The 24,932-nt window shown below is 73.2% G+C and carries 20 protein-coding genes and 1 pseudogene; 10 read left to right on the top strand and 11 right to left on the bottom strand.

The annotated features are described in order from the left end of the window. Both MXD62_RS02160 and MXD62_RS02155 read right to left on the bottom strand, forming a co-directional pair. Positions 1-173 (bottom strand): annotated as a pseudogene (locus MXD62_RS02160) (DNA-binding response regulator); the annotation flags it as partial. Positions 174-282: 109 nt separating this feature from the next. After that, complete coding sequence (locus MXD62_RS02155) at positions 283-990, bottom strand: CBS domain-containing protein (protein WP_248827753.1); 708 nt, start codon at positions 988-990, stop codon at positions 283-285. Between the two features lie 292 nt (positions 991-1,282). Here MXD62_RS02155 and MXD62_RS02150 point away from each other — a divergent pair, with 292 nt between their 5' ends. Next, positions 1,283-1,972 carry a DUF4389 domain-containing protein gene (locus MXD62_RS02150; protein ID WP_248827752.1) on the top strand — a complete coding sequence of 230 codons (690 nt, stop codon included), beginning with the start codon at positions 1,283-1,285 and terminating at the stop codon, positions 1,970-1,972. Between the two features lie 74 nt (positions 1,973-2,046). Next, positions 2,047-3,717, top strand: coding sequence for a sulfate permease (locus MXD62_RS02145; protein ID WP_251081059.1), 1,671 nt, complete (start codon positions 2,047-2,049; stop codon positions 3,715-3,717). A gap of 22 nt (positions 3,718-3,739) precedes the next feature. Here the strand turns inward: MXD62_RS02145 and MXD62_RS02140 are convergent, their stop codons facing one another. Continuing rightward, positions 3,740-4,555 (bottom strand): PP2C family protein-serine/threonine phosphatase, encoded by an 816-nt coding sequence (locus MXD62_RS02140; protein ID WP_248827750.1) that lies wholly within the window; start codon positions 4,553-4,555, stop codon positions 3,740-3,742. Between the two features lie 617 nt (positions 4,556-5,172). Here MXD62_RS02140 and MXD62_RS02135 point away from each other — a divergent pair. The 6 genes from MXD62_RS02135 to MXD62_RS02110 all read left to right on the top strand — a co-directional run bounded on the left by MXD62_RS02135 (position 5,173) and on the right by MXD62_RS02110 (position 13,941). Further along, complete coding sequence (locus MXD62_RS02135; RefSeq protein WP_248827749.1) at positions 5,173-6,645, top strand: AAA family ATPase; 1,473 nt, start codon at positions 5,173-5,175, stop codon at positions 6,643-6,645. 190 nt (positions 6,646-6,835) lie between these two features. Beyond that, positions 6,836-8,524 carry a GAF domain-containing protein gene (locus MXD62_RS02130; RefSeq protein WP_248827759.1) on the top strand — a complete coding sequence of 563 codons (1,689 nt, stop codon included), beginning with the start codon at positions 6,836-6,838 and terminating at the stop codon, positions 8,522-8,524. 197 nt (positions 8,525-8,721) lie between these two features. Further along, positions 8,722-9,483: a DUF1918 domain-containing protein gene (locus MXD62_RS02125; RefSeq protein ID WP_248827748.1), complete on the top strand. Its 762-nt coding sequence runs from the start codon at positions 8,722-8,724 to the stop codon at positions 9,481-9,483. Between the two features lie 151 nt (positions 9,484-9,634). Further along, positions 9,635-10,528: a universal stress protein gene (locus MXD62_RS02120; protein ID WP_248827747.1), complete on the top strand. Its 894-nt coding sequence runs from the start codon at positions 9,635-9,637 to the stop codon at positions 10,526-10,528. A 77-nt stretch (positions 10,529-10,605) separates the two neighbouring features. Beyond that, entirely contained in the window at positions 10,606-13,503 is a 2,898-nt protein-coding gene (locus MXD62_RS02115) for a cation-transporting P-type ATPase (protein ID WP_248827746.1), read from the top strand. Positions 13,504-13,782: 279 nt separating this feature from the next. Further along, a complete protein-coding gene (locus tag MXD62_RS02110) occupies positions 13,783-13,941 on the top strand; it encodes a hypothetical protein (protein WP_248827745.1) in 159 nt (52 codons plus the stop codon). Positions 13,942-14,013: 72 nt separating this feature from the next. Here the strand turns inward: MXD62_RS02110 and MXD62_RS02105 are convergent, their stop codons facing one another. The 5 genes from MXD62_RS02105 to MXD62_RS02085 all read right to left on the bottom strand — a co-directional run bounded on the left by MXD62_RS02105 (position 14,014) and on the right by MXD62_RS02085 (position 17,641). Beyond that, entirely contained in the window at positions 14,014-14,466 is a 453-nt protein-coding gene (locus tag MXD62_RS02105) for a hypothetical protein (protein ID WP_248827744.1), read from the bottom strand. 29 nt (positions 14,467-14,495) lie between these two features. Next, positions 14,496-15,419 carry a universal stress protein gene (locus tag MXD62_RS02100; protein WP_248827743.1) on the bottom strand — a complete coding sequence of 308 codons (924 nt, stop codon included), beginning with the start codon at positions 15,417-15,419 and terminating at the stop codon, positions 14,496-14,498. Between the two features lie 62 nt (positions 15,420-15,481). Continuing rightward, positions 15,482-16,204, bottom strand: coding sequence for a hypothetical protein (locus tag MXD62_RS02095; RefSeq protein ID WP_248827742.1), 723 nt, complete (start codon positions 16,202-16,204; stop codon positions 15,482-15,484). 2 nt (positions 16,205-16,206) lie between these two features. Next, a complete protein-coding gene (locus MXD62_RS02090; protein ID WP_248827741.1) occupies positions 16,207-16,647 on the bottom strand; it encodes a hypothetical protein in 441 nt (146 codons plus the stop codon). A 16-nt stretch (positions 16,648-16,663) separates the two neighbouring features. After that, entirely contained in the window at positions 16,664-17,641 is a 978-nt protein-coding gene (locus MXD62_RS02085) for a universal stress protein (protein WP_248827740.1), read from the bottom strand. Between the two features lie 246 nt (positions 17,642-17,887). Here MXD62_RS02085 and MXD62_RS02080 point away from each other — a divergent pair, with 246 nt between their 5' ends. Further along, positions 17,888-19,135, top strand: coding sequence for an acetyl-CoA hydrolase/transferase family protein (locus tag MXD62_RS02080; RefSeq protein ID WP_248827739.1), 1,248 nt, complete (start codon positions 17,888-17,890; stop codon positions 19,133-19,135). A gap of 53 nt (positions 19,136-19,188) precedes the next feature. Here the strand turns inward: MXD62_RS02080 and ppsA are convergent, their stop codons facing one another. From ppsA to MXD62_RS02065, 3 genes are all read right to left on the bottom strand, one after another. Beyond that, positions 19,189-21,621: a phosphoenolpyruvate synthase gene (ppsA, locus tag MXD62_RS02075; protein ID WP_248827738.1), complete on the bottom strand. Its 2,433-nt coding sequence runs from the start codon at positions 21,619-21,621 to the stop codon at positions 19,189-19,191. Further along, a complete protein-coding gene (locus tag MXD62_RS02070; protein ID WP_248827737.1) occupies positions 21,618-22,235 on the bottom strand; it encodes a CBS domain-containing protein in 618 nt (205 codons plus the stop codon). The genes ppsA and MXD62_RS02070 overlap by 4 nt, the downstream gene beginning before the upstream one ends. A gap of 141 nt (positions 22,236-22,376) precedes the next feature. Further along, entirely contained in the window at positions 22,377-22,982 is a 606-nt protein-coding gene (locus MXD62_RS02065; protein WP_248827736.1) for a DoxX family protein, read from the bottom strand. Positions 22,983-23,358: 376 nt separating this feature from the next. Here MXD62_RS02065 and MXD62_RS02060 point away from each other — a divergent pair, with 376 nt between their 5' ends. Next, positions 23,359-24,855: an MFS transporter gene (locus tag MXD62_RS02060; RefSeq protein WP_368862296.1), complete on the top strand. Its 1,497-nt coding sequence runs from the start codon at positions 23,359-23,361 to the stop codon at positions 24,853-24,855. Positions 24,856-24,932: the final 77 nt, after the last annotated feature.

Here is a 24,932-nt window from a genome sequence, read left to right as displayed (position 1 = left end):
GGAATCCGCCGCAACGCCTCCGCGGCCAGCCCGGCCTCACCGACGACCTCGATATCGTCATGCCGGGCGAGCGTCTGGCGCAGACCATTACGCACGATCTCGTGGTCATCGAGAACGAACACCCGGATCTTCTCCATGAGCGCGACGATACGGCCTCGGAGTCGCCTCGCCAATCGGCTCACGCCCGCCAGGACCAACGGGTGCGGCGGCGGCCCTCGCCCCCAGCCGGCCAGTCACACCGCGACCGCTGGTCGGGTGGCCGCCGCCCGCCCGGAACGCCCGTCAGCGGGCGCTGCCCACCGGCTCACCGTAGTGGTGGATCCGCGCGTCCGGGCCCGGGTAGATGTAGCTCAGCCTGCCGTCCGACCAGCGGACCAGGAAGGGGGGATCGCCGGTGGGCGTCGCGACCTCGAGGATCTCCCCGTCCCGCTTCGGCCCGTTCCCGACGGCGGCACGGACGACGACGGCGTCACCCACCCGGGCCTGCCACCGGCTGAGGGTCCGGGGCCGCGGGCGCAGCGCGTCGAGCGGCAGGGGCAGGCCCCCCTCATGGTGGGGGTGCCCGATCTCCTCGGCGACGACGGCTCCGAGTGCCGCGTTCCGCGGGCCGGTCACCGCGGCGTGCGGATCGGCCGCGGCGGCGAGCAGGTCGTCGAGCGAGACGACCCCGACGATGGTGTCCCCGTCGGTCACCACGAGTCGGCGGATCGCGTGTTCGGCGAAGAGCCGGGTGATCTCCTCCCAGCCCGCGGAGGGCCCGACGGTCACCACGCCGCAGGTCATGACGGCGTCGATCCGGGCATCGAGTGGGACGGCGCGGGCGACAGCCCGCAGTGCCAGGTCCCGGTCCGTCACGATGCCCGCCAGGCGCCCCTCGTCGACCACCAGCAGCGATCCGACACCGGCCCGGTCCATCAGCTCCGCGGCTTCCCGGATCGGGGTCGGGGCCGGCACCGTCACCGGCGCCCGGAACGTGATCTCACCCGTCATGGGGGCCTCCTCCTGTCAACGCCTGCGGCGAACCACACGGGGGAGCATGCTCACTTCCAGGGGCGGCCAGAGCGGACGTCGCTCCCGAAAGGCACAGGACCTGCGGCCCCCGGCATCCCTGCCGAAGGTCGCTGAGGTCGGCCCGTGATCCGGGAACCACTTCCCCGACAGACCAGACCAGACCAACAGAACAGAACAGCCGAACCGAACCGATCAGCGCGACCGGTGCGGGAGCCCCGGCCACCCCGGCCGGCCCGTCTCCCACCACCGGAACGCGGCAGCGGGGTGTGTGATGAACGACCGCCCGTACCCGATCAAAGTGAGTGCCCGCCTCGACGAGCCGCTCTCGCGCTGGCTCTGGCTGGTCAAGTGGTTCCTCGCCATCCCGCACTACGTGGTGCTGTTCTTCCTCTGGGTGGCGTTCGTCGTCCTGACGGCCGTCGCCGGTGTGGCGATCCTGTTCACCGGCCGCTACCCACGGGCGATCTTCGACTTCAACACGGGGGTGCTGCGCTGGTCCTGGCGGGTGTCCTACTACTCCTACAGCGCGCTGGCGACGGACCACTATCCGCCGTTCTCCCTCGGCGAGGAGCCCGACTACCCGGCTCACCTCACGATCCCGTACCCGACCCAGCTCTCCCGCGGTCTGGTGCTCGTCAAGTGGTGGCTGCTGCTCATCCCGCACTATCTGATTGTGGGGTTCCTCGTCGGCGGCACGACCCTCAGCCACAACGCCCTGCTGACGGCGGGCACGGGCGGCGGGCTCATCGGCCTGCTCGCTCTCATCGCGGCGATCACTCTCGCGGTGACCGGCACCTATCCACGAGCCCTCTACGATCTTGTCGTCGGGCTCAACCGGTGGGTGGTCCGGGTCGGCGCCTACGCCGCCCTGATGACCGACGAGTACCCCCCGTTCCGGCTCGACTCCGGCGGCGCCGAACCGGAACCCCAGAACCAGCCTGCCCCGAACCCCGCGGTGTGAGAGTCGTCCGGATCACCGGGCCGCTCGGGACCACACCCGACAGCGACCAGGAGTGACGTGCTCCCGTGGACCACCTGCGCCTCCCGCGCCTGCCTCGCCTGCCTCGTTACTCCCGGCAGTGGGCGCGGGGGGACGCCGCGAGCGGCCTGACGGTCGCGGCATACCTGATCCCGCAGGTGATGGCCTACGGCGCGCTCGCGGGTGTGGCACCGGTGGCGGGTCTGTGGGCGATCGCCCCCGCCTTCGTCGCCTACGCGATCCTCGGGTCGTCGAAGCTGCTGTCCGTGGGCCCGGAGTCCACCACCGCGCTGATGACCGCGGCCGCCGTCGCCCCGCTGGCGGACGGTGATCCGTCGCGGTACGCCGCCCTCGCCGCCGCCCTCGCCGTCACGGTCGGGGTTCTCGCGATCGCGGCCGGATTCGCGCGGCTCGGCATCATCGCGCACCTGCTCTCCCGGCCGATCCTCGTCGGCTACCTAGCCGGGGTCGCGATCATCATGATCGTCGGCCAGATGGAGAAGGTGACCGGTGTCCCGGTCGACGGCGGGAGCCTGTTCGGCGAGCTCCGCTCGTTCGCCGGCGCGGTGCACCACCTGCACGGTGGAACCCTCGCCGTGTCGGCGGCGTCCCTCGTCCTGCTCGTCGTACTGCACTGGCGCGCGCCCCGGCTGCCGAGCCCACTACTTGTGATCATGGTCGCGACGCTCGCGGTATGGGCCTTCGGCCTCGACACGCACGGCGTCCGCGTGGTCGGTGACATCGACGGCGGGCTTCCGCACCTGACGATGCCCACGGGCGCCGACCTCGTCGACGTCGCGCCGTCCGCGCTCGGCATCCTCTTCGTCGGGTTCACCGACAACATGCTCACCGCGCGTGCCTTCGCCGGACGCGACGACCACGCGGTCGACGCCAACCGGGAGCTGTTCGCGCTGGGGGCGGCGAACCTCGGAGCGGGGGTCGGCCAGGGCTTCCCGGTCAGCAGCAGCGGGAGCCGCACCGCGCTCGCCGCGTCCAGCGGCGCGCACACGCAGGCCTACTCCCTGGTCGCTCTTGGCGCGGTCGTGCTGGTCCTGGGCTTCGGACGCCCGGCGCTGGCGATGTTCCCGGTGGCTACGCTCGGCGCGATCATCATCTTCGCGGCGGTCCGCCTGATCGACATCGCGGGGTTCCGCCGGCTGGCCTCGTTCCGGCGCAGTGAGCTTGCGCTCGCGCTGACGGCCGCCGTCGGCGTCCTGATCTTCGACATCCTCTACGGCGTCCTGGTGGCTATCGGCGTGTCGCTGCTGGACCTGCTCGCCCGGGTCGCCCGACCGCACGACGCGGTGCTGGGACGGGTCCCCGGTCTCGACGGGATGCACGACGTGGACGACTATCCGAGCGCGCGCACCGTTCCCGGTCTGCTCGCCTACCGGTACGACTCACCGCTCTTCTTCGCGAACGCGGAGAACTTCCGCCGCCGGGCGGCCGCCGCCCTCGACGCGTGCACCGACGACATCGACTGGTTCGTCCTCAACATGGAGGCCATCGTCGAGGTCGACATCACGGCGCTCGACGCGCTGGAGGATCTGCGTGCCGAGGTGACCAGGCGGGGCATCGCCTTCGGCCTGGCCCATGTCAAGCACGAGCTGCTCGACGCCCTCACCTCGTACGGGCTCACCGCGAGCGTCGGGCCCGACATGATCTTCCCCACCATGCGGGCCACCACGGCGGCGCACCGCCTGCGCACGGGCGACGAGCGCCCCTGATCACGACCGGCGCGCGGCGGCGTCAGCCCACGCCGCACTGCTCGGCGGCCGCACCGAGCCGGCCGGAGTCATCGAGCGCACGGTCGCCGTCCTGACCGTCGGCCTCCGGGACGCACGTGAGCACCAGCGCGGAACGATCATCGGATGCGCGCTGAGTGAACGCGGCGACCTCGGCGAACATGCGGTCGAGTACGCCGGACACGGCAGACGGGCGGCGGCCCCGGCCCGGCACACGGCCCTCGGTCGACCGCCAGCCGGCGGCCGCCAGCCGGTCGGATCCGAACTCGACGCCCGCCAGGTTCCGCGCCTCGGTAAGGCCGTCGGTGTACAGGACCAACGACTCCCCGGGGGCGAGCCGCAGCGTCCGGTTCGACCAGATCGCGGCGCCGGCGAAGAGATCCGACAGGAGCGGGCCGGTGGGCCCGAGCGACCGGCCGACCTCGCCGGGGTCGGTGCCGGTACGCCCGCGATCCCGCGGGCCCCGGGAGCGCAGGACGATGGGCGCCGGGTGACCGGCGTTCGCGTAGGTCACCGTGCCGTCCGCGGCGGCGACGGCGACGAACGCGGTGGCGTACATCTCGCCCATGTCGCCGAGTTCCGCCACTTCGGCGAGGGCACCGCCGAGAGCCTGGCCCGGATCCGCGCCGCCGAGCAGTCGGTCACGCAGCAGCCGGCGCAGCACCAGGGCAAGCGCCGCCGCCCGGTCCCCGTGACCAGCGGCATCGCCGATGCTGACCGCCAGCCGCCCGTCCTCGAGCCGCACGACGTCGATCCAGTCGCCGCACATCGCACCCGGCCGTGACGGGCTGATCCGCCAGGACGCTCCGATGCCGCTCACCTGCCCACCTCCGATATCCGCCGCCCCAGGGCCCCGTATCCGGCGACCCGGCGCGTTCGGCTCGGGAGACCGTTCTCCGTGCGGCCCGCGACCGCCCCGACCTGGACGTACCTGGAGCCGACACGCCCTCAGCATCGGCATCACACCGAACCGGTGAAAGGGACCTTCGGCAGGGGGGAGACGGGGGAACGTCCCCCGAACGGGGGTGCCGGGAGGTCGGGCCCCGGGCGGCCGAGGCACGGCGCGGGCGGCTGAGACGATCGTGGCTGCCTCAATCGCCGAGTCGACGCCGTGACCGCCCCCGAGATGAGGCGGGACCAGCTGCCCTGGGAGGACGTCGACGCCGCCACCCTGGTCATCACCGCCGAGGACTCCCCCCTGCCCAGACCCGCGGACGCCGCCGCGGTCGTCGACCGGCTGCCACACGGCACGCTGCTCGTCCTGCCCCGCGGCGGACACCTCCTCCTCGCTCCTCGGCAACATCAACCGCCTGCGCGAGGCTCTGGCCGGGTGATCCCGGACTTCCCCGTTGGTCCCGCCGCCCCCGGGACCTTCGCACCCCGGCCGGGCTACTCGAGAACGCTGTACCCGGAGCATCCCGGGGGCAGGGTTGAGGCATGGGTGTGGCGACAGTTACGGAAACGGTTCCCGCCTCGGCGGCGCCATCGGCGCGCGTCCGGCCTGGTCCCGGCGGCGCGCCGGCGCCGGCGCGGCTGGTCGAGACGCACACGTCCGTACTGGTCTTCCTGGGTGACCGGGTCTACAAGACCAAGAAGCCGGCCGACCTCGGTTTCCTGGACTTCCGCACCAGGGAGGCCCGCGAGGCCGCCTGCCACGCCGAGGTGGACCTCAACCGGCGGCTGGCGCCGGATGTCTATCTCGGTGTCGCCGACGTGTACGGCCCCGACGGGAGCGCCTGCGACCACATGGTCGTCATGCACCGCCTGCCCTCCGACCGGCGGCTGTCCACCCTGGTCACCGCCGGCGGCGACGTCACCGGCGAGCTGCGGGCCGTGGCCCGCCTCCTCACGGACTTCCACTCCCGCTGCGCCACCTCCGACCAGATCGCCGACGCCGGCTCCCCCGCCACGCTGCGCGGGCTGTGGGAGGAGGGCATCCGGGGCGTCCAGCCCTATGTGGGCTCCGTCCTCGACGCCGGCACGATCGAGGCCGTCGGCCGTCTCGCCGGGCGCTACCTGGACGGCCGCCAGCCCCTGCTGCGGGAGCGGCAGCGCCGCGGGCTCATCCGCGACGGGCACGGCGACCTGCTCGCCGACGACATCTACTGCCTGGACGACGGCCCCCGCATCCTGGACTGCCTGGAGTTCGACCAGCGCCTGCGGGTCGGCGACGTCCTCGCCGACATCGCGTTCCTCGCGATGGACCTCGAGCGCCTCGGCCGTCCGGATCTCGCCGCGTACTTCCTGGATCGTTACCGCGAGTACTCCGCCGAGAGCCATCCCGGGTCGCTGGAGAACCTCTACGTCGCGTACCGGGCGTTCGTGCGCTGCAAGGTCGCCTGCACCCGGCACGAGCAGGGCGACAGATCCGCCGCCGCGCAGGCACGGGCCCTGGCCTCGCTGACGCTCGCGAACCTGCGTCACGGACGGGTGCGGCTCGTGCTCGTCGGCGGGGCCCGCAGCTCGGGGCGCAGTGAGCTGGCCGCCGACCTCGCCGAGGCGGAGGGATGGACACTGCTGCGCGCCGAGACCATGGACAGCGGTCCGGACGGCGCGACCGGCGGCGTCACCGACGCCGGGTACGACGAGCTGCTGCGGCGCGCGGGCATCGCGGCCGAGCGCGGTGAGACAGTCGTCCTCGACGCGCCGTGGGCCCTGCGCGGCGAGCGGGAGCGCGCCGCCGCGCTCGCCGACGCCACCGCGGCGGACCTCGTCCAGCTCCGGTGCGCGTATCCGGGGTACACCCGGCCCGGGTCACGACCGACCCTGGCACCGCGGCCCGGCACCCGGCCCGGTATCGGGCACATCGACGACCCGGCCGGCACCGACCCCTGGCCCGAGGCGAGGACCCTCCGCCACGAGACGGCGAACGACGCCGTACTGAGGGCGGCGCGACGGGCTGCGGGATGAGGCGACGATCGCGGAACCCGGCCCGGGAGAGTCCCGGCTCGCGTATCGTGCTCGCGTGGCGGCAAGAACCGACTCCCCGGCCTCGCACCGGTCGGGCCAGACACCAGCGGCCGGCCCGGCCGCCAGGGAGTCCCCGTGGCCGTCGCCGGGCGGACCGGCGCCTGCCGAGCCGCCACCCGGCGACGGGCTGATGTTCCCCACGGTGGCCCGGCTGGAGCTCGACGACCTGCTCAGCCAGCTCGTCGACCGCGCCCAGGACGTCCTCGCCACCCAGGGCCGGTTGCGCGGCCTGTTGCAGGCGAACCGGGTCATCGCCACCGACCTGCGACTACCCGTCCTGCTCCGGCACATCGTCGAGGCCGCGACGGATCTTCTCGGTGCCCGTTACGGCGCCCTCGGCGTCGTAGCCCCCGACCGCACCCTCGAGGAGTTCGTCCACGTCGGCATGACCGACGCGGACGTGGAGCGGATCGGTCACCTGCCCACCGGTCACGGCCTGCTCGGCATCCTGATCGACGACCCGCGCCCGCGCCGCGCCGACGACATCGCCCAGGACCCGGCGTCCCAGGGCTTCCCGGCCGGGCATCCGCCGATGCGGACCTTCCTCGGCGTCCCGATCACGGTGCGGGGCGAGGTGTTCGGCAATCTCTACCTGACCGACAAGCGCGACGGCGTCCCCTTCACCGCCGAGGACGAGGAACTCGCCCAGGCCCTGGCCGCCAACGCCGGGGTGGCCATCGAGAACGCGCGGCTCTACCACGAGGCGCAGCAGCGCCACCTGTGGATGACCGCCTCCGCGGAGATCAGCCGTCAGCTGATGGCCGGTGCCGACGACGCGCTCGCCGCCCTCGTGCACCGGGTCAGGGAGGTCGCCGACGCCACCTTCGTCGCCCTCGCGCTGCGGACCGGCGACCAGGGCGAGGCGGCCGAGGCCCGCATAGCCGTCGCCGTCACGGGGGCCGACGGCGTCGATGCCAGCCGTACCGGCCGCCTGATTCCCCTCGAGCACACCCTGACCGGCCGGGTGATCGCCGAGCAGCAGGCTCTCCGCGTCGACGACGCGGAACTCGACGCGCTCCCCGACGAACGCGCGGCGCGCACCGGGCCGCTCATGGTCGTCCCGCTCGTCACCGGCGGCGACCAGTGCGGCGGAGTGCTGCTCATCGGCCGCGACCGCGGCGCCCGCGCCTTCACCGACGGTGACCTCGACATGGCCACCAGCTTCGCCGGCCACATCGCCGTCGCGCTCGAACTCGCCCGCGCCCGGGCCGACCAGGAACACCTGCGTGTCCTCGCCGACCGCGGGCGGATCGCCCGCGACCTGCACGACCACGTCATCCAGCGCATGTTCGCCGTCGCGCTCGGCATGCAGGACCTCGCCCAGTACGAGAACCCGTCCAACGCCGACCGGCTCAACGGCTACGTCGAGGACATCGACGCGACGATCAAGGACATCCGCCGCTCCATCTTCGAACTGCGCGGGCAGGGTCCCACCAAGCGCGGTCGCCTCCACGCCGCCCTCGACAAGATCGCGGAGGATCTGCGGCCGGCTCTGGGGTTCGCCCCCACCATCTCCCTGACCGGCCCCCTCGACACCGTCGCGGACGACCAGCTCACCGACCATCTGCTCGCGGTCACCCGCGAGGCCCTCACCAACGCCGCCCGCCACGCCCATGCGACCAGCGTCGAGGTGCGGCTGGCCGTGGACAAGGACATGATCATTCTGGACGCCGTCGACAACGGCGTCGGCATCGGTGACACCGCCCGCCGCAGCGGGCTGGACAACCTGCGCGCCCGCGCCGAGAACCTCGGCGGCACCTTCACCGCAACGGCACCGCCCACCGGCGGAACGCACCTCCGCTGGACCGCCCCCCTCTGACTCCGCGGGCACGCCCCTCCGCCTGCTCCGGGACGGGGACGGGGACGGGGTGACCATCTCAAGCTCCGGGTACAGCCCTCTGGGTACACGAATGGGAACCAGTCATGACCGCGGGCATCCTGTGCGGCGGGGGACGCAGTCCGCCCGGATGAGCACGAGGGGACGCGGCGGTTGCCCCACCAGGCGAGGCGGTGAGCATGACCGACATACGCAGCACGATCACCAGGCAGCCGGTCTCCGTGGACAGGAGCACCTCGATCCGTGACGCGGCCCGCGTGATGGAGCGCCAGGGAGTGGGAGCGCTCCTCGTCGTCGAGGACGGCAACAACCTTGTCGGGATCGTCACCGATCGGGACATCGTCCTACGCGGTGTCGCCCGCGATGTCTCCCCCGACGGCCGGATCGATGCGCTGACGACCACCGAAGTGATCACGATTCCCGCCGGCGTCGACGTCGAGCGCGCCTACCGGGTGTTCCGCGACCACGCCTTCCGGCGGCTCCCGGTGATGGAGGGCCGCCGGGTCGTCGGCCTGCTCTCCGTGGACGACCTGCTCATCCGCAACGAACGGCAGGTCGCGGATCTCATCCATCCGCTGGCCGACGAGGTGTTCGCGCCGCACCACGAAGCCGGTCTGCCGCAGCCCACGGCCACGGCGCCGGCCGAACCCGCCGCGCGCGCCCCTGCCGCCGTCGGCGTGGAGGCGGAACCCGCCGCGGTGCCCGAGCTTCCGCCGCGGCGCAGGCAGATGCGCGCCGCTCCCGGCGACACGCTGGTCGTGCACCGCCGTGCCACCCGGCAGCAGGACCGGACCGGGGAGATCTTCGAGGTCCGCTCGCCCGCGGGCGACCCGCCGTTCGCGGTGCGCTGGTCCGACACCGGTCACGTCAGCTTCGTCTATCCCGGGCCGGACGCGGAGGTACGTCACCGCGGCGAGCCCGCCCCCAGCAGCGCCCGATAACAGTCCGCGGCCCGTCAACGGAGCGAATGGTCGGCCCGCCCGCGGGCCAAAGGTCCGGTCGGGCCGCCGACCTTCGCCGGTTCGGATGCACCTGTCTTTGCCGCACGCTGGGACCAGCCTCATCGGGCCCACCCGATCGGACGATCGACAGATGCAGGAGACCACCGTGAGCACCGAAAGCACCCGGACAATCCTCGTTGGAATCGATGGCTCCGCGGGATCGGAGGCCGCGTTGCACTGGGCCCTGGAGACCGCGCGAATCGAGCACCGGCCCGTCACCGCCCTGCTGGGCTGGACGGCCGACGGCCTGCCGCGACCGGTCTACCGGGCCGCGGTCAACGCCGACCACAAGGGCCTCGCCGCCGCCGCCGCCGCGATGCTCGACCGGACGATCGAGCGGGTGCCGATGCCCGACCCGCCGGTCGAGCTGCACAAGATCGTCGTCGACCAGGACCCGGTGGACGCGCTCGTCGCGGAGGCGAAGAACGCCTCACTGACCGTGATCGGGGCCCGGAGCCCGGGCCTGGCCCACCGCATCCTGGCCGGTTCCGTCGCCCAGCAGCTCCTGCACCACTGCTCCGGGCCGGTGGTCGTCGTCCGCGGCACCGTCACCGGCGACCAGCCCGACCAACGGCCGATCGTGGTCGGGGTGGACGGCTCGGAGCCCTCGCAGGCCGCGGTTCGCTGGGCCGCGGCCAAGGCTGCCGAGCGCGGCGCCCCGCTGCACCTCGTGCACGGCTTCCGCAGCAACATCACGACGTTCGGCGTGCCCCTGGACGAGTTCTACCCCTCACTCCGCACGGGCGCCGAGCAGCTCCTCGCCGACGTCGCGACGGCCGACCTCGACGACGACTCCGACGTCAAGGTCAGTCTGCAGGCGGTCGACGACACCCCGACCCGCGCCCTGCTGAACGCCTCGGCTGACGCACAGCTCGTAGTCGTCGGCACGCGCGGGCGCGGCGGCTTCGCCGAACTGGTTCTCGGCTCCACCGCCCACCAGTGCGTGCTGCACGCCGCCTGCCCCGTGGCCGTCATCCACGGCTGAACGGCCACGGCGACCCGGCCAGCCTGTTCCGGTCACGTCCGACCACCGAATCCGGACCACGAGTGGCGGTGTCTGGTATGAGGACCGAAACAGCGCGCGACGGCTCCCAGGAAGAGGATTCGCGGCCGTCGGACCCTCGGGAGCCGCTGGCGCTGCTGTTCCGCGACCTGCGCAGCGGCCCGGGCGGCCTGGGCGGCCGCGAGGCCGCCCGCCGGCTCGTCGCCGAGGGGCCCAACGAACTGTCGCGGCGTGGGGGCCGCACCTGGCCGGGTGAGATCGGCCGCCAGCTCCTCCACCCGCTGGCCCTCCTGCTGTGGCTGGCGGCACTGCTGTCGCTGGTGTCCGGCGGTACTGTGCTCGCCGCGGCGATCGTCGCGGTGGTGCTGCTCAACGCCACGGTCGCCTTCGTCCAGGAACGGCACGCCGAACGCGCGGTGGAGGCGCTGGCCGCCTACATGCCGCCCCATGCGACAGCGGTCCGGGACGGCGAGGCGCGTGACATCGACGTACGCGAGATCGTCCCCGGCGATCTGATCCTGATCGGTGAGGGCGACCGGATTCCGGCCGACGCGCGGCTGCTGAGCGGCTACGTCGAGGTGGACCTGTCGATGTTGACCGGCGAGTCGGTTCCGGTGCCGCGTACGCCGGGCGACAGGCCGGACAGCGGCCCGCTGTTGTCCGCGCAGGACCTCGTCTTCAGCGGAACCACCTGCACGGCCGGCTCGGCCCGCGCAGTCGTGGTCGCGACGGGCATGCGCACCGAGATCGGCCGGGTCGCCGCTCTCAGCGAGCGGGTCACCCGGGACGAGAGCCCGCTGGAACGCCAGGTCCGCCGGGTCGCATGGCTCATCGCCCTGGTCGCCGCGGGTGTCGGGCTGGCGTTCCTGCCGCTGGGCGTCCTCGCCGGGCTCCCCTTGGACGAGGCGCTGGTGTTCGCCATCGGCCTGCTCGTCGCGAACGTGCCCGAGGGCCTGTTGCCGACCATCACCCTCGCACTCGCGGTGGGCGTGCGGGTCCTCGCCCGCGGGGGCGCGGTCGTGCGCCGGCTCAGCGCGGTGGAGACACTCGGCTCCACGACGGTGATCTGCACGGACAAGACCGGAACCCTCACCGAGAACAGGATGCGCCCGGTCCGGCTGTGGACGGCCGCGGGTGACCAGCCCGTCGGGGACCCACCGGTCGAGCCCGCCGGTCCCGTCGGTCCCGCCGAGGCGGAGCCGCGGGACGTGCCCACGTCGCTGTCCGGTCCACTCGGCCGCGCCCTGGCCTCCTGCTCGAACGCCGATCTCGGCGATCCCGACCGCGGCCGTCCCGCGCACGGAGACCCGACCGAGGTGGGCCTGCTGCATGCCGCCCAGTGGCTCGGCGCCGACGTGGACCCGGCCCGACGAACCGCCAGCCGGCGGGCCGAGGCGCCCTTCGACTCCCGTGTGCGCCGGATGTCCACCGTCGACGAGGTCGGGCCCGGACGCCTCGTCGTGTCTGTCAAAGGTGCCCCCGAGGCGGTCCTCGAACGCTGTGTGAGCCTGGCGACGCCCTCGGGGACCCGCCCGCTGACCAGCGCCGACCGCGAAGCGTTCACCCGCGGGCTCGCGGATTTCGCCGCCGACGGGCTGCGGGTCCTCGCCGTGGCCGACCGCGATCTCCCGCAGGGGCGTCCGGGGAGCACCGGCGGTGGGCCGGCCGTCGGGATGGACCGGGACACTCTCGAGGCGGGCCTGCGGCTGCTGGGCGCCGTCGGCCTGGCCGACCCGCCCCGGCCCGGCGCCGCCGAGGCCGTCCGTGCCTGCCACCGGGCCGGGATAAGAATCAATGTCGTCAGCGGGGACCACGCCCTCACCACCGCCGCCGTCGCGCGCCAGGTCGGCATCGGCGCGGGGGACACGGCCGGGCTCCGGGTGATCTCCGCCGACGACCTCGGTGATCCCGCCGAGGCCGACCTCGACGAGTTCCTGCGCGACGAGCGCGAGCTCGTCTTCGCCCGCAGCTCACCGGAGACGAAGCTGCGGGTCACCGACGCCCTGCACGCCCGCGGCGAGGTCGTCGCGATGACCGGGGACGGTGTGAACGACGCGCCCGCGCTGCGCCGTGCCGACATCGGGGTCGCGATGGGACGCTCGGGCACGGACGTGGCCCGGGAGGCGTCCACGATGGTGCTCACGGACGACAACTTCGCCACGATCGTCGGCGCCGTCCGGGCCGGCCGCCAGGTCTACGACAACGTCCGGAAATTCATCGTCTACATCTTCGCTCATGCGGTTCCGGAGGTCGTCCCGTTCCTGGTCTTCGCGCTGTCCGGCGGGGCTGTGCCGCTGCCGCTGACCGTCCTGCAGATCCTCATGATCGACCTGGGCACCGAGACGCTGCCGGCACTCGCGCTGGGACGGGAGCCGGCCGAGCCGGGGCTGATGGACCGCCCGCCGAGGCCGCGGGGCGAGGGCGTGATCCGGCCGGTGATGCTGCTGCGCGCCTGGGCGATCCTCGGCGTGGTCTCCGCGGCGGGGGTCATGGCCGTGTACTTCACGGTTCTCTGGCGGATCGGCTGGCACCCGGGCGACCCGGTCGATGACGGTGACCCGCTGCACGAGGGGTACCTGCGTGCCACGACCATGGTCTTCCTCGCGATCGTCGCCTGTCAGATCGGCACCGCGATGGCCGCCAGGACCGAGCACGCGTCCCTGCGCGCTGTCGGGCTGTTCACCAACAAGCTGCTCCTCGCCGGCATCGCGTTCGAGATCGTCTTCGCGGCGGCCGTGGTCTACACGCCGGGTCTTCAGCGCCTGCTCGGTACCACCGCGGTACCACCCCCCGACCTCCTGTTGCTGCTCCCGCTGCCGGCCATCGTCTGGGGCACCGACGAACTCTGGCGCGCGTGGCGCCGCCGGACGCGCTCGCGGGGCGGAGCGGCCCACCCGGACGGGGAACGTCCCCCGCCCGTCCGGCTCCCGTCGCCGTCTCGCGGCAGGTCCCACTGACCCATGGCGCCCGCCCACGTCGAGGGTCACCCGGTTGGCCGGATCATGCCGATAGGCCGCTCCCGGACGGGACCTCGGTCAGTCGTCCGGCACGGGCAGGGAGGGCATCTTGGTGACATGAGTCTCCTCGGGGCCAGGCGCTCCTCCCGGTCACCACGGACTGACACGATCCCGGCCGGTCCGGCCGCCGCGCCCGGGCCGGCCGCCAGCCCGCGCCCGCCGATCGGACCGGCCGCGCGCTCGTGCTGCTGCCCGAGCGCGCCTGTCGCACAGGTGGTCGTGCCGGCCCAGGCCGAACGGCCGGAGCAGGAGATCCTCCTCTGCGCGCATCATCTCCGTGCGTCATCGGAGCGGCTTCGGGCCCTCGGCACGTCGGTCTACGACAGCGCCGGCATGCCGCTCGACGATCCGGGCTCGTTCTTCTCGCCCGTTCACTGACCTGCCGGACCGCCCGACGACGGGTCCGCCGAGGCGGGCCGGCCGCCTGAGCCTTCGGGGCGGCGGGCCCGGTCAGCAGGCCAGAATCGTGACAAGCCAGCCCGATCCGGGTTCGTAGCTCGCTCTGAAGGACGCGGCGCCGATGGTGCCGTCCACCGGCGGCTCACCGCCGGGCAGCGTCCGGGTCTGCCAGACGATCGGCGTGAGCTCGGTGAAGACCTGTCCGCCACAGCCGCCACAGCCGGCGTTGAATCCGTCGATGTAGGCGGTGCGCAGCGGGATCTCGGCGGCTGCCCGGGAGTCCGGCGGCACGGCCGCGAAGGCCGGGGCCGCGTCGGCCTGGGCGCGCAGCGCGGCCACGTCGTCGCGGAAGCGGACGGCGGGCGCCGCACCGCGAGCGAGGCAGCTCAGCTGATCCACGCGGCCGGTCTCGTGCCCGGTCATGGCGACGGCCGCAGCCCTGGCCACCAGGTCGCTGTAGATCGGACCGTGGCACCCCGGGGCCTTGGTCGCCCGGGGTGCCACGGATGGCCCTGCCGGAAGCGGTTCGACGCTCAGGTGCTCCGGGCCTCGATCCGCTCGGGACCGCCCGCCGCCGGGCTCCGCGGCTGGGCGGAACGGCGCACGATGACGACGGGACAGTCCGCGTAGGAGACGCACTGTGAACCGGTGGAGCCGAGCAGGAGCCCGTCGAAACCGCCCCGGCCCCGTGCTCCCAGCACGAGCAGCTGTGCCCGCGCGGCCTCGTCGATCAGCGCACGGCTCACCCCGGCGCCGATCAGCACGGGTTCCACGCCGGTGCCCGCGCGGGCACCGGCGAGATACGGGCGCACGGCCTCGTCGAGCACGCCGCGGGCGGCGTGGCGAAGCGCGTCGACATCGGTCGGGCGGCCGTCGGCGGATACCGGGGGCGGGGTCCACACGTGGACGACCCGCAGCCGGGCCGACCGCAGCTCCGCCTCGCGCACCGCCCAGTCGAGCGCGTCGAGGGAGGCCGGCGAACCGTCCACTCCGACGACGACCGCTCCGCCCTCCCACCTGGCCGCGGGGCCCCGGACCACGACCACCGGGACACCCGCGCCGTGCGCGCAGGCGAGGCTGACCGACCCGGTCAGCATCGGCGCGGCCCGACCGGTGCCGTGGGCGCCGAGGACGAGCATCTCCGCGCCCGCCGACTCGGCCAGCAGCATCCGCACCGCCGGCCCGAAGACGGTCCGCCCGACGATGCGGGCCGCCGGCTCGTCGTCGCGTACCCGTCCCAGGACGTCGTTGACGATCCACTGCGCCGTCCACCGCGGGTGCTCGGGGGAGGTCGCCGGCGGCGGCCGTGACCCGTCCGAGGCCGGGCCCGCCGCGGCCCAGGCCAGGACCGCGCGCACACCCGTCTGCCGCAGGCCGGCCTCGCGGACGGCCCAGCGCAGGGCCTGCTCGGCCTCCGGTGATCCGTCGAGCCCGACCACGATCTCACCCTTTGTCATGTGCCACCTCCCTCAGGCGTTGGCCGCGTCCCCGGGCGGCAGACCGCCCGGGGACGCGGCGCTCAGGCCGCGAGGTCGACCACCAGACGCGCCGGGTCCGACAGTTCGAGCACCCGGAAGCCGACCCTGTCGTCGACGCCGAGGCCGATGTGGACGTAGCCCTCGTAGTCACCGGTCAGCCGGTACTGGACGAGCGCGGGCAGCCCACCCCCGGTCCGCGGGGTGGTCAGCGTCGACGTCCCGGCGTCGTCGTGGGCCACCGCCGGGAACAGCACCAGTTCGAGGAACGCCTGTCCGCGCAGCGGGACCACCGCGCCCTCGCCCGGCGACCGCACGTCGGCCACGTACCGCACGTCGTAGCCGGGAACGTGGTCCCGGAACTCGATCACCAGCCGGTCGAACTCCAGCCCGCCGGCCATGTTGTGTGCGCCGCGCACCGCGACGACCGTCGCCGTGCCGGGCAGCGCGCGCTCGACGCGGCGCGGCTCACTCGACCACACGAGCCCGTTCGGGGTGACGGACGGGGTGACGGACGGGGTGACGGAGGGGCGGGCCGACGTCGCCGGGCCGCCCGAGGGCGACCTGGTGGGCCTGGCCGTGACGCTCGCCGACGGTGTGCCGGCGGTCGTTGTCACCGGCGGCGTCGAGGCGGTGCTCCCGGCGGTGCCCCTGTCGTGCGCTCCACCGCAGCCCGCCAGCCCGAACGCCAGCACCCCGGCCGCCAGGGCCAGCGTCGCGGCCCGTCGACGCCGGGTGGGCGTTCGGCTCGCAGTCAGTCGGCTCATGTCTACGACCTCCCGGTCGGTGGCAGCCAGGACAACCGGCGGGTCCGACCGGTCATCCGGTGGTGGCTGCAGGTGTGACCGCGGTGCCCGGCCCGGCGGCGGCCACGGCCGGCGAGCCGGACCCGACCGCCCCGGAGGCTGACCCAGCCACCGGGACCCATCTGGACGTTGGCGTGCGGCGCCGGCTGCCGGCGCGCCAGCTGCCACGCGACAGCCACGGCGCCCGCGGCGATCTCACCGACGACCGCCACCGCGGTCAGGTCGACGCGCGAGCGCCGCACCACCACGGGGAGCGGCTCCACGGCAGCTACCTCGGTGGGGGTCGGGCCGACCATCTCGGCCGCCTCGACCGCCTCGACCGCCAGCTCGGCAACCGGCTCGGCAGGCCGCGGGTGAGTCCGCCTGGCCATGACCTTCGGAACCTCGAAGTGAACGGCAGTCATGATCGTTACCTCCTCCTCAAACGGCACCCACGGGGACGGGACACCTGGTCCACTCCGGCCGGACGACCACCACCGGGCAGGGAGCGTGGATCACGGCGTCCCGGCCGGGCGCGCGCAGCGGCCGGGGGCCGAACGCCGAGGTGTCCCTGCCTCCGACGACCAGGAGCTGGGCGTCCCGCGCGAGCCTGAGCAGGCTCGCGGCCGGCACGCCGTCGACGGCGAGCGGGAGCACCGTGACCTCGGCGCAGACCCGCCGGCTCTCAGCGGCGCAGTAGTCCAGGATCTCCTCGGTGATCCGGCCGTCGCGGCTCGCCCGCCAGCTGCCCGGAAAGCTGCTGGGAACCCGCGACCAGTGCGGGCGGGCGTTCGCCATCACCAACGGAACCCCGCGCAGGCACGCCTCCCGCGTCGCCCAGCGAACCGCCGCCAGCGAGGGAGCGGAGCCGTCCACCCCGACCAGCACGGGCAGCCGTTCCCGGCACCCGATGGCGGGACCGGCGTCCGGCCCCGTCCGCTCCGGCTGGTCGGCGGGCACACGGCCGGTCGGACCGGGGATGGCGTTGTGATGCGCGATCACCACGGGCACCCGGGCTTCCCGGACACACACCTCGGCCAGCGATCCGGTGGCCGCCCGGCGGTGACGGCTCGCCGCCGGCGCCCCGACGACCAGCATCTGTCCCGCGGCGGATTCTCTGACCAGGGCGTGCGCGGGAAGACCCCGCACGGTTGACTCCGTCACCCTGACCCGGCCGCGTGCGCCGAGGCTGTCGACGGCATCCTCGACGGCCCGGTGGAGCACGGCCGCCGCGGCGGCCTCGAGATCCGCGGACGCGGACGGCACCGCGACGGGCCCTCGGGCCGGCGGAAGGTTCCTCCCGGACCAGGCCAGGACCGCCCGTACCCCGACGCGGTGCAGGCCGGCCTCCACCAGCGCCCAGCGCAGAGCGGACGCCGACGCGGCCGAAGCGTCCACACCGACGATGATCTCTGTCATCGCGGCCTCCCCTACCGGCCTCCACCGGCCTCGAAAAACCGGTACACAGCACTTCTTCCCCTTCACACCCAGCAGATCTGGCCTTTCCGTACCGCACCGGACATGACCAAGGACTCCTCACGGGGGAACGGACGTCCCTGGACGGCCACGGCCCGCGGGAAGGTCCGGCAGGCGCGGCGGCGCCGCGGCTCGCGGCTCGGCCGACCCGCCGGCCGGGCCGTTCGGGGCACCCGGGACGATGCGGGCATGCGGATCGTGAGCGAGCCAGTGCTCGTGGACCTGCTCGCCGCCCGACTGGCGGATCGACCGGACCGATCGGACCGGCCGCCGCTGATCGTCGCGGCGGGAAACTTCGCCATGCCGACCGTCGCGGTGGGCGCGCTCGACCGCGCGGTGCCCGTGTACCGGCTGTTCGTCCTCAACGCCCAGCACGGCGTCCCGGAACGGCCCGGTGTAACGCCGGTGACGCCGTTCGTCGGGCCCGGGATGCGGGGGCATCGCGCGCTGGAGTACCTGCCCTGCCGGCTGAGCCTGGTCCCCCGGCTGTTCAGCGGCGCGCACCGCCCCGACGCCGTCATCCTGCACACCAGCCGGCCGGTCGACGGGAAGGTGTCGATGGGCACCGAGGTCAACATCCTGCCCGCCGCCGTCGAGGCCGTCCGGGCATCCGGTGGCCTGGTCGTCGCCCAGACCAACTCCCGGATGCCCTACACCTTCGGCGACGGTGAGCTCTCCTGCGACGACGTGGACCTCGCCGTCGAGGTCGACCTGCCGCTGGCCAGCCCCGCCCTCAGGCCCTCCAGCGACGTCCAGCACGAGATCGGCGCCCGGGTCGCCGCGCTGGTACCCGACGGCGCGACCCTGCAGCTGGGCATCGGCGCCGTCCCCGACGCCACTCTCGCGGCGCTCACCGGGCGCCGACGCCTGCGGGTGTGGACGGAGACGTTCTCCGACGGCGTGCTGGCACTCGACCGCTCGGGTGCCCTGGCCGCGGACGCTGAGCTGGTCACCAGCTTCGTGTTCGGCTCAGGCGAGCTGTATGCCTGGCTCGACCGCAACCCCCGGGTCCGGCTGCTGCGCACCGAGACCGTCAACGACCCCGGGACCATCGCCCGCCAGCCCGGGATGACGTCGATCAACACCGCGCTGCAGATCGACCTGCACGCCCAGGCCAACGCCTCGTTCGTACGCGGGCGCGTGTGGTCGGGTTTCGGCGGGCAGCCCGACTTCGTCACCGGAGCACTGCACGCCACCGGCGGACGAGCGATCATCGCCCTGCCCAGCTGGCACAGCAAGACCGGCCGGTCGACGGTCGTCCGGGCGCTGGCCGAGCCGACCACGAGTTTCCAGCACAGCCACGTCATCAGCGAGCACGGCACCGCGCAGCTGTGGGGCAGCGCGCAGGAGCAGCAGGCCCGCGACCTCATCGAGCACGTCGCGCACCCGGCGGCTCGCCCCGGCCTGCGGGAGGCCGGGGCGGAGCTGCCGGTCTGATCCACCCGCTCGCATCGTTTCCCCGGGCCCGCGATCACCGCGGGCCTCCGAGGTCAGCCCCGCCCTGACGCCATCCCGCTCCGGGCCGCGTCGAGGAGGATGCGGCGCTCCGCGGCGGCGATCGACCACGCCGCGGCGCCCACCGCGTCCGGGTTGACCGAGACCGAGGTGATGCCGAGCTCGACGAGCCGCTCGGCGTAGTCGGGCCTGGTCGAGGGAGCCTGCCCGCACAGCGACGAGGTGAGGCCGTTCTCCCGACATGCCGTGACGATGCGGGCGATGGTGTCGAGCACCGCCGGGTCCGCCTCGTCGAACAGCTCGGCGCAGGTCTCGGAGTCCCGGTCGACACCGAGCACGAGCTGGGTCAGGTCGTTGGAGCCGATCGAGACCCCGTCGATCCCGAGCCGGGCGTAGGCGGGGATCCAGTAGGCGGCCGAGGGCACCTCGGCCATCACCCAGCGGAGCATGTCCCGATGGTCACCGAGCGGACTGGCGTCCACCGCCTTCAGGCAGGCCTCGAGCTCCCAGCCGGTCCGCACGAACGGAATCATCAGGTGCAGGTTCGGCGTGCGTTCCCGCACGACGGCCAGCACCTCCAGCTCGGCGTCGAACACGGCGGGATCACGGACGTAGCGGAAGCAGCCCCGGTAGCCGATCATCGGGTTCGCCTCGACCGGTTCGAAACGGTCGCCACCGGTAAGCCCGCGGAACTCGTTAGTGCGGAAGTCCGTCGCCCGGTAGATCACCGGCCGGGGCGCGAACGCGCGGGTGATCCGCTCGACGGAGGCGGCCATCCGTTCCACGAACTCCGCACGGCCGCCCTGCTCCAGCAGATGGCGGGGATGCGTCCCACCAAGCGCGTCGACCAGGAGGAGCTCCGCCCGCAGCAGGCCCACGCCCGCGACAGGCAGTGCCGCGACCCGCTCCACGTCGTCGGCGACGGCAAGATTCACATAGAGCCTGGTGGCGGTCGGCTCGACAGCCACCGGAACCACCGGGTTCGGCGCCTGGCCCGCCGGGACGACGGGCGTGACCTCGATCGCGACCGCGGGTGACGGGAGGGCCTTCACCATGGCCCGCCCCGGGTTGGCCAGCACCCGCGGGGTCTCCCACACGTCCGCGTCCTTCTCGACCACCCCGCGGCTGCCGTCGACGACGACCGTGTCGCCGGTGCGCAGCGTGGATGTCGCGCTGCTCGTCCCGACCACGCAGGGCACGCCCAGCTCGCGGGCGACGATCGCGGCATGGCAGGTCACCCCGCCGCTGTCGGTGACCACCGCGGCGGCGCGGCGGATGACGGGCACCCAGTCCGGGGAGGTCATCGCGGCGACCAGGACCTCCCCGGTCACGAACGCCGCGCCATCGCCGGGTGAGGTGAGGACGCGGACCCGGCCGGCCGCCCGTCCCGGCGCGCCCCCGAGGCCGGTGAGCAGCACGGTGTCGGAGGGCTCGCTCCTGCCCGTCGTCTCGGACGGGCCGGTCCTCTCGGACGACTCGATTCTCGTGGGCCGGGGTGCGGTCGTGACCGGCGCCGCCCCGCCGGTCGTGACGGGGCGGGACTGCACGAGATGTGTCTGGTGCCCCTCGATCGCCCATTCGAGGTCCTGCGGCTCGCCGTAGTGCGCCTCGACGCGCAGAGCCAGCCGCGCCAGGTCCAGTACCTCGTCCTCGGTGAGAATCCGGTGGCGTCCCTCCGTCGGAAGCAGGTTCACGAGCAGGTCGTGGCCGTCGGCGCCACGGATGATCTGATGGGTCTGCGCGCCGGTCCGGACGTCGACCAGCCGCGGGCCGTCCTTGTCCACGACGTAGGTGTCCGGGATGACCTCGCCGCCGACGACGACCTCGCCGAGCCCGAAGGCCGCTTCGATCACGATGCGGGACCTGTCACCGGTCATCGGGTCGACCGAGAACATCACGCCCGACCGCTCCGCGTCGACCATCCGCTGGACCACGACCGCGATCTCCGGTTCGGCCACCATGTGGCGGCTGGCCCGGTAGGCGACGGCTCGCGGCCCGTACAGCGAGGCCCAGCATTCGCGAACCCGCGCGAGGAGTTCCTTTTCGCCGGAGACGTTGGTGAACGTGCTGTTCATGCCCGCGAAGGACGTGCCGGCCGCGTCCTCGGCCGTCGCCGACGACCGCACCGCCACCGAGCCGCCGCCCAGTTCCCGGTAGGCCTCCGAGATCGCGCGGCGCAGCATCTCCGGGACGGGCGCCGCGGCGATGTGCGCCCGTAGCTCCCCGGCGACCTGTTCGAGCTGCGCGTGGTCGTCAGGGTCGATGCCCGCGGCACGGGCGGCGATCTCCGAGCGCATCCAGGCCGCGTCGACGACGTCCAGGTACGCGGACACCGTGATCACGAATCCCGGTGGCACGGGCAGCCCGGCGCGGGTCAGCTCTCCGAGGTTCGCGCCCTTGCCCCCGACCTGGTCGACGTCGTCCGCGCCGATCTCCTTGAACCACGCGATCCACCGACGCTCGCTCACAGCTCGTCCTCCCTGCCGCTCGCTCCGGCCACGCCGACCGGTTGGGCGATCTCCAGGCCCAGCACCCCGGGGACGTCGCGCACGAGCCGCCGCAGCAGCGCGGGATCCGAGGTGTCGACGTCCGAGATCCGGACCCGCCCGTGCAGCACCTCGATCCGCGGCGAACCACGCACCCCCGCCGCCTCCACCGCGCCGCGGACGTCCTCGGCGACCAGCCTGTCCGGGCGGGCGAGCAGCCGGAGCAGATCGCTGCGACTGATGATGCCGACCAGCTTTCCCGCTTCGTCCAGGATCGGCACACGCGAGATGTGCTCGGCCAGCATGACGCCGACGATGTCCGCGATGTCGGCGTCGACCCCGGCCGTGACGACCGGCGACGACATCACCTCGCCGACAGTGCCCGGTGCGGCTGGCCGCGGACTGCGGTCACGGCGGGCGTGCAGCCTCGAGTCAGGCCGAGCCTCCAGCGCGATGAAATCCGCCTCCGTCACAATGCCGACCAGCTCGCCCTGAGGCGACACCACCGGTGCGGCGCCGACCCCCCGCAGTGCGAGCAGCCGCGCGACGTCCTTCACCGGCACGTCGGGTGTCACGATGCTGAGCTTGCGCGTCATCAGTTCTCCGGCACGCATAACCGCCGCCCTTCCAGAAAGAATCAGCCCGCCCGGCGATGCCGGATGGATCCGCGTTCGGCCCATCCGGCGGCCGCGTTTTCGGGACCACCTCGGGTCCATCTCGCCACGGGACGAAGTACTTCACCTCAGGTAGGGCCGGCCACGGGTGAGAGCCGTGCGCTCCCACCAGCCGCCGAGGCCGAAGGAACGGCCGGCGCCGAAGGCGGCGAGAAGGCCGAGGACCAGGGCGTAGACGAGGTGGTCGTCCATGAAGGGGTTGTTTTCCGGGGGAAGAACCGCGGTCCACATGAGGACGAGCAGGGTGGCACCCGCGACGGCGGCGGCGCGCATCCCGACACCGAGGACGAGGGCCGCGCCGATACCGGCCAGACCGATCATGAACAGCCAGTCGGCCCAGGCCGCGCCGGCGATGTCGTGGTAGATCCCGGCGAACGGTCCGGTGGCCGCGTGGGCCAGGAAGCCCTCGGTGGGGCTGCCGCCGTTGACCCAGGACTGGGCCGAGGGGGTCTCGTGGCCCAGGCCGAACAGCTTGTCGAGGAACGCCCACAGGAAGATCCAGCCGAGGCTGACCCGGGTGACCGCGAGCAGGACGTCGACGGCGAGGCTGTGGCGTCCCGGATGGTGGTGGCGGTTGAGGTCGGCCAGGGGCGAGCGGACCGCGGCAGTGGCCTTCGTACCGGTGGTGACAGGCATCGTGTCCTCCTCGATCGGGATGACCACCAGCATGTCGGGTACCGGACTTCCGTCCGAGTGAGCTACATCCCGCCACCTATGGGCGGATGGTCCTAGTCCGGACGGGACCGCCGGGCACAGGTGGGAGCCCGCCTCCTGCGCGCCCGCCACCTCCGCGGTACGTGACCGTTCGGCCCACCCGGATGGACCATCCGTACCCCCGGGCCGGGACCTACGTGGCATGAGCAGATCTTGCTGACGGAGAAACATGAGAAACGGTCGGTGATGCGCCGGTAAACACCTTTCCGGCGAGTGGGTCAGAAGGGCTGTCATGACACACGTTGTTTCCGGCAGGCCGGACAGCATCGTCGACCGGCCCATTCCCACACCGGGTTCCGAACAGGCACGACACATGGACAGGGCGGTCGCCATGACCTTCACCGACTCCCGCACAACACACCAGGAGCCCGCGGCCACCGACGGGATCAACCCTGATCATCCTCGACGCTGGTGGATCCTCGCTGTTCTCGGGGTCGCGCAGCTGATGGTCATCCTCGACACGACGATCGTCAACATCGCGATGCCCTCGGCCCAGCGCGACCTGGGTTTCTCCGACGGTGCGAGGCAGTGGGTCATAACCGCCTACGCGCTGGCGTTCGGCAGCCTGCTGCTGCTCGGCGGGCGCATCGCCGACCTGTTCGGCCGCAGGATGGCCCTGCTGGCCGGGTTGGCCGGCTTCGCCGCGGCCTCCGCCGTCGGCGGGGCGGCCGTCAATTTCGGCATGCTGGTCGCCGCCCGTGCCAGCCAGGGCATGTTCGGCGCGCTGCTGGCGCCCGCCGGCCTGTCCCTGTTGTCGACGACCTTCACCGAAACGCGGGAACGCGCCCGGGCGTTCGGCATCTACGGTGCGATCGCCGGCGCGGGCGGTGCGGTCGGCCTGCTGCTCGGTGGAGTCCTCACCGAATACCTCGACTGGCGCTGGTGCCTGTACGTCAACCTGGTCTTCGCCGCGGTGGCGATAGCCGGTGCGGCCGGCCTGATTCGCCGCCAGAGCGTCGACGGACATCCGGCCCTCGACCTGCCCGGTACTCTTGCTGTCTGCGCCGGCCTGTTCAGCCTGGTCTACGGCTTCGCCAACGCGCAGACCCATTCCTGGTCCGCTCCGGGCACCTGGGCCCTGCTCCTCACCGGAGCCGCACTGCTGGCGCTGTTCGTGGCCCTGGAGACAAAGGTCGCGCATCCCCTGCTCCCGATGCGGGTCCTGCTCGACCGCAATCGCGCCGGCGCCTACCTGACGGTCTTCGTCGTCGGCGTCGGCGTGTTCGGGATCTTTCTCTTCCTGACCTACTACCTCCAGCAGAACCTCGGATTCTCGCCCATCCGTACCGGGCTGGCGTTCCTCCCGATCGTCGGCGCGGTGATGATCACCGCCACCGTGGCGACCAGTGTCCTGTTCCCCCGGGTCGGTCCACGGCCGCTGATAGGCCTCGGCATGCTCACCGCCGCGGGCGGCATGCTGTGGCTCACCACGCTCGAGGTCCACAGCACCTATCTGGCCGACATCCTGCCCGCCCTCGTCATCGCCGGAGTCGGACTGGGGCTGGCGATGGCGCCGGCCATGAGCACCGCCACGGCGGGTGTCGAGCCCGACGACGCCGGGGTGGCCTCGGCGACCGTCAACACCGCGCAGCAGATCGGCGGGTCCATCGGCATCGCCGTGCTCAGCACCATCGCCGCCACCGCCGCCAGTGACTACGCCCGCGGCAGGGCGCCCGGCGCCGACCTGCTCGCCCGTGCCGCCGTCCACAGCTACACCACCGCCTTCGCCTGGTCGGCAGCGATCTTCGCCGCGGGTGCCGTCCTCTGTGGGCTGCTCGTCCGGCCCGGCGTCCCGGACACCACCGAGGTCACCAGCGCCGGGCTGTGACTTTGCCGGCACCGGATCGTCGGGCCGGGCCGGCGCCGGTCGTGGTCGCGTCAGGCGGGCGACGGCTGCCGCGCCCG

Source organism: Frankia sp. Mgl5 (assembly GCF_023242985.1).
Taxonomy (GTDB): domain Bacteria; phylum Actinomycetota; class Actinomycetes; order Frankiales; family Frankiaceae; genus Parafrankia; species Parafrankia soli.
This window is presented reverse-complemented; position numbering and strand designations above follow the sequence as displayed.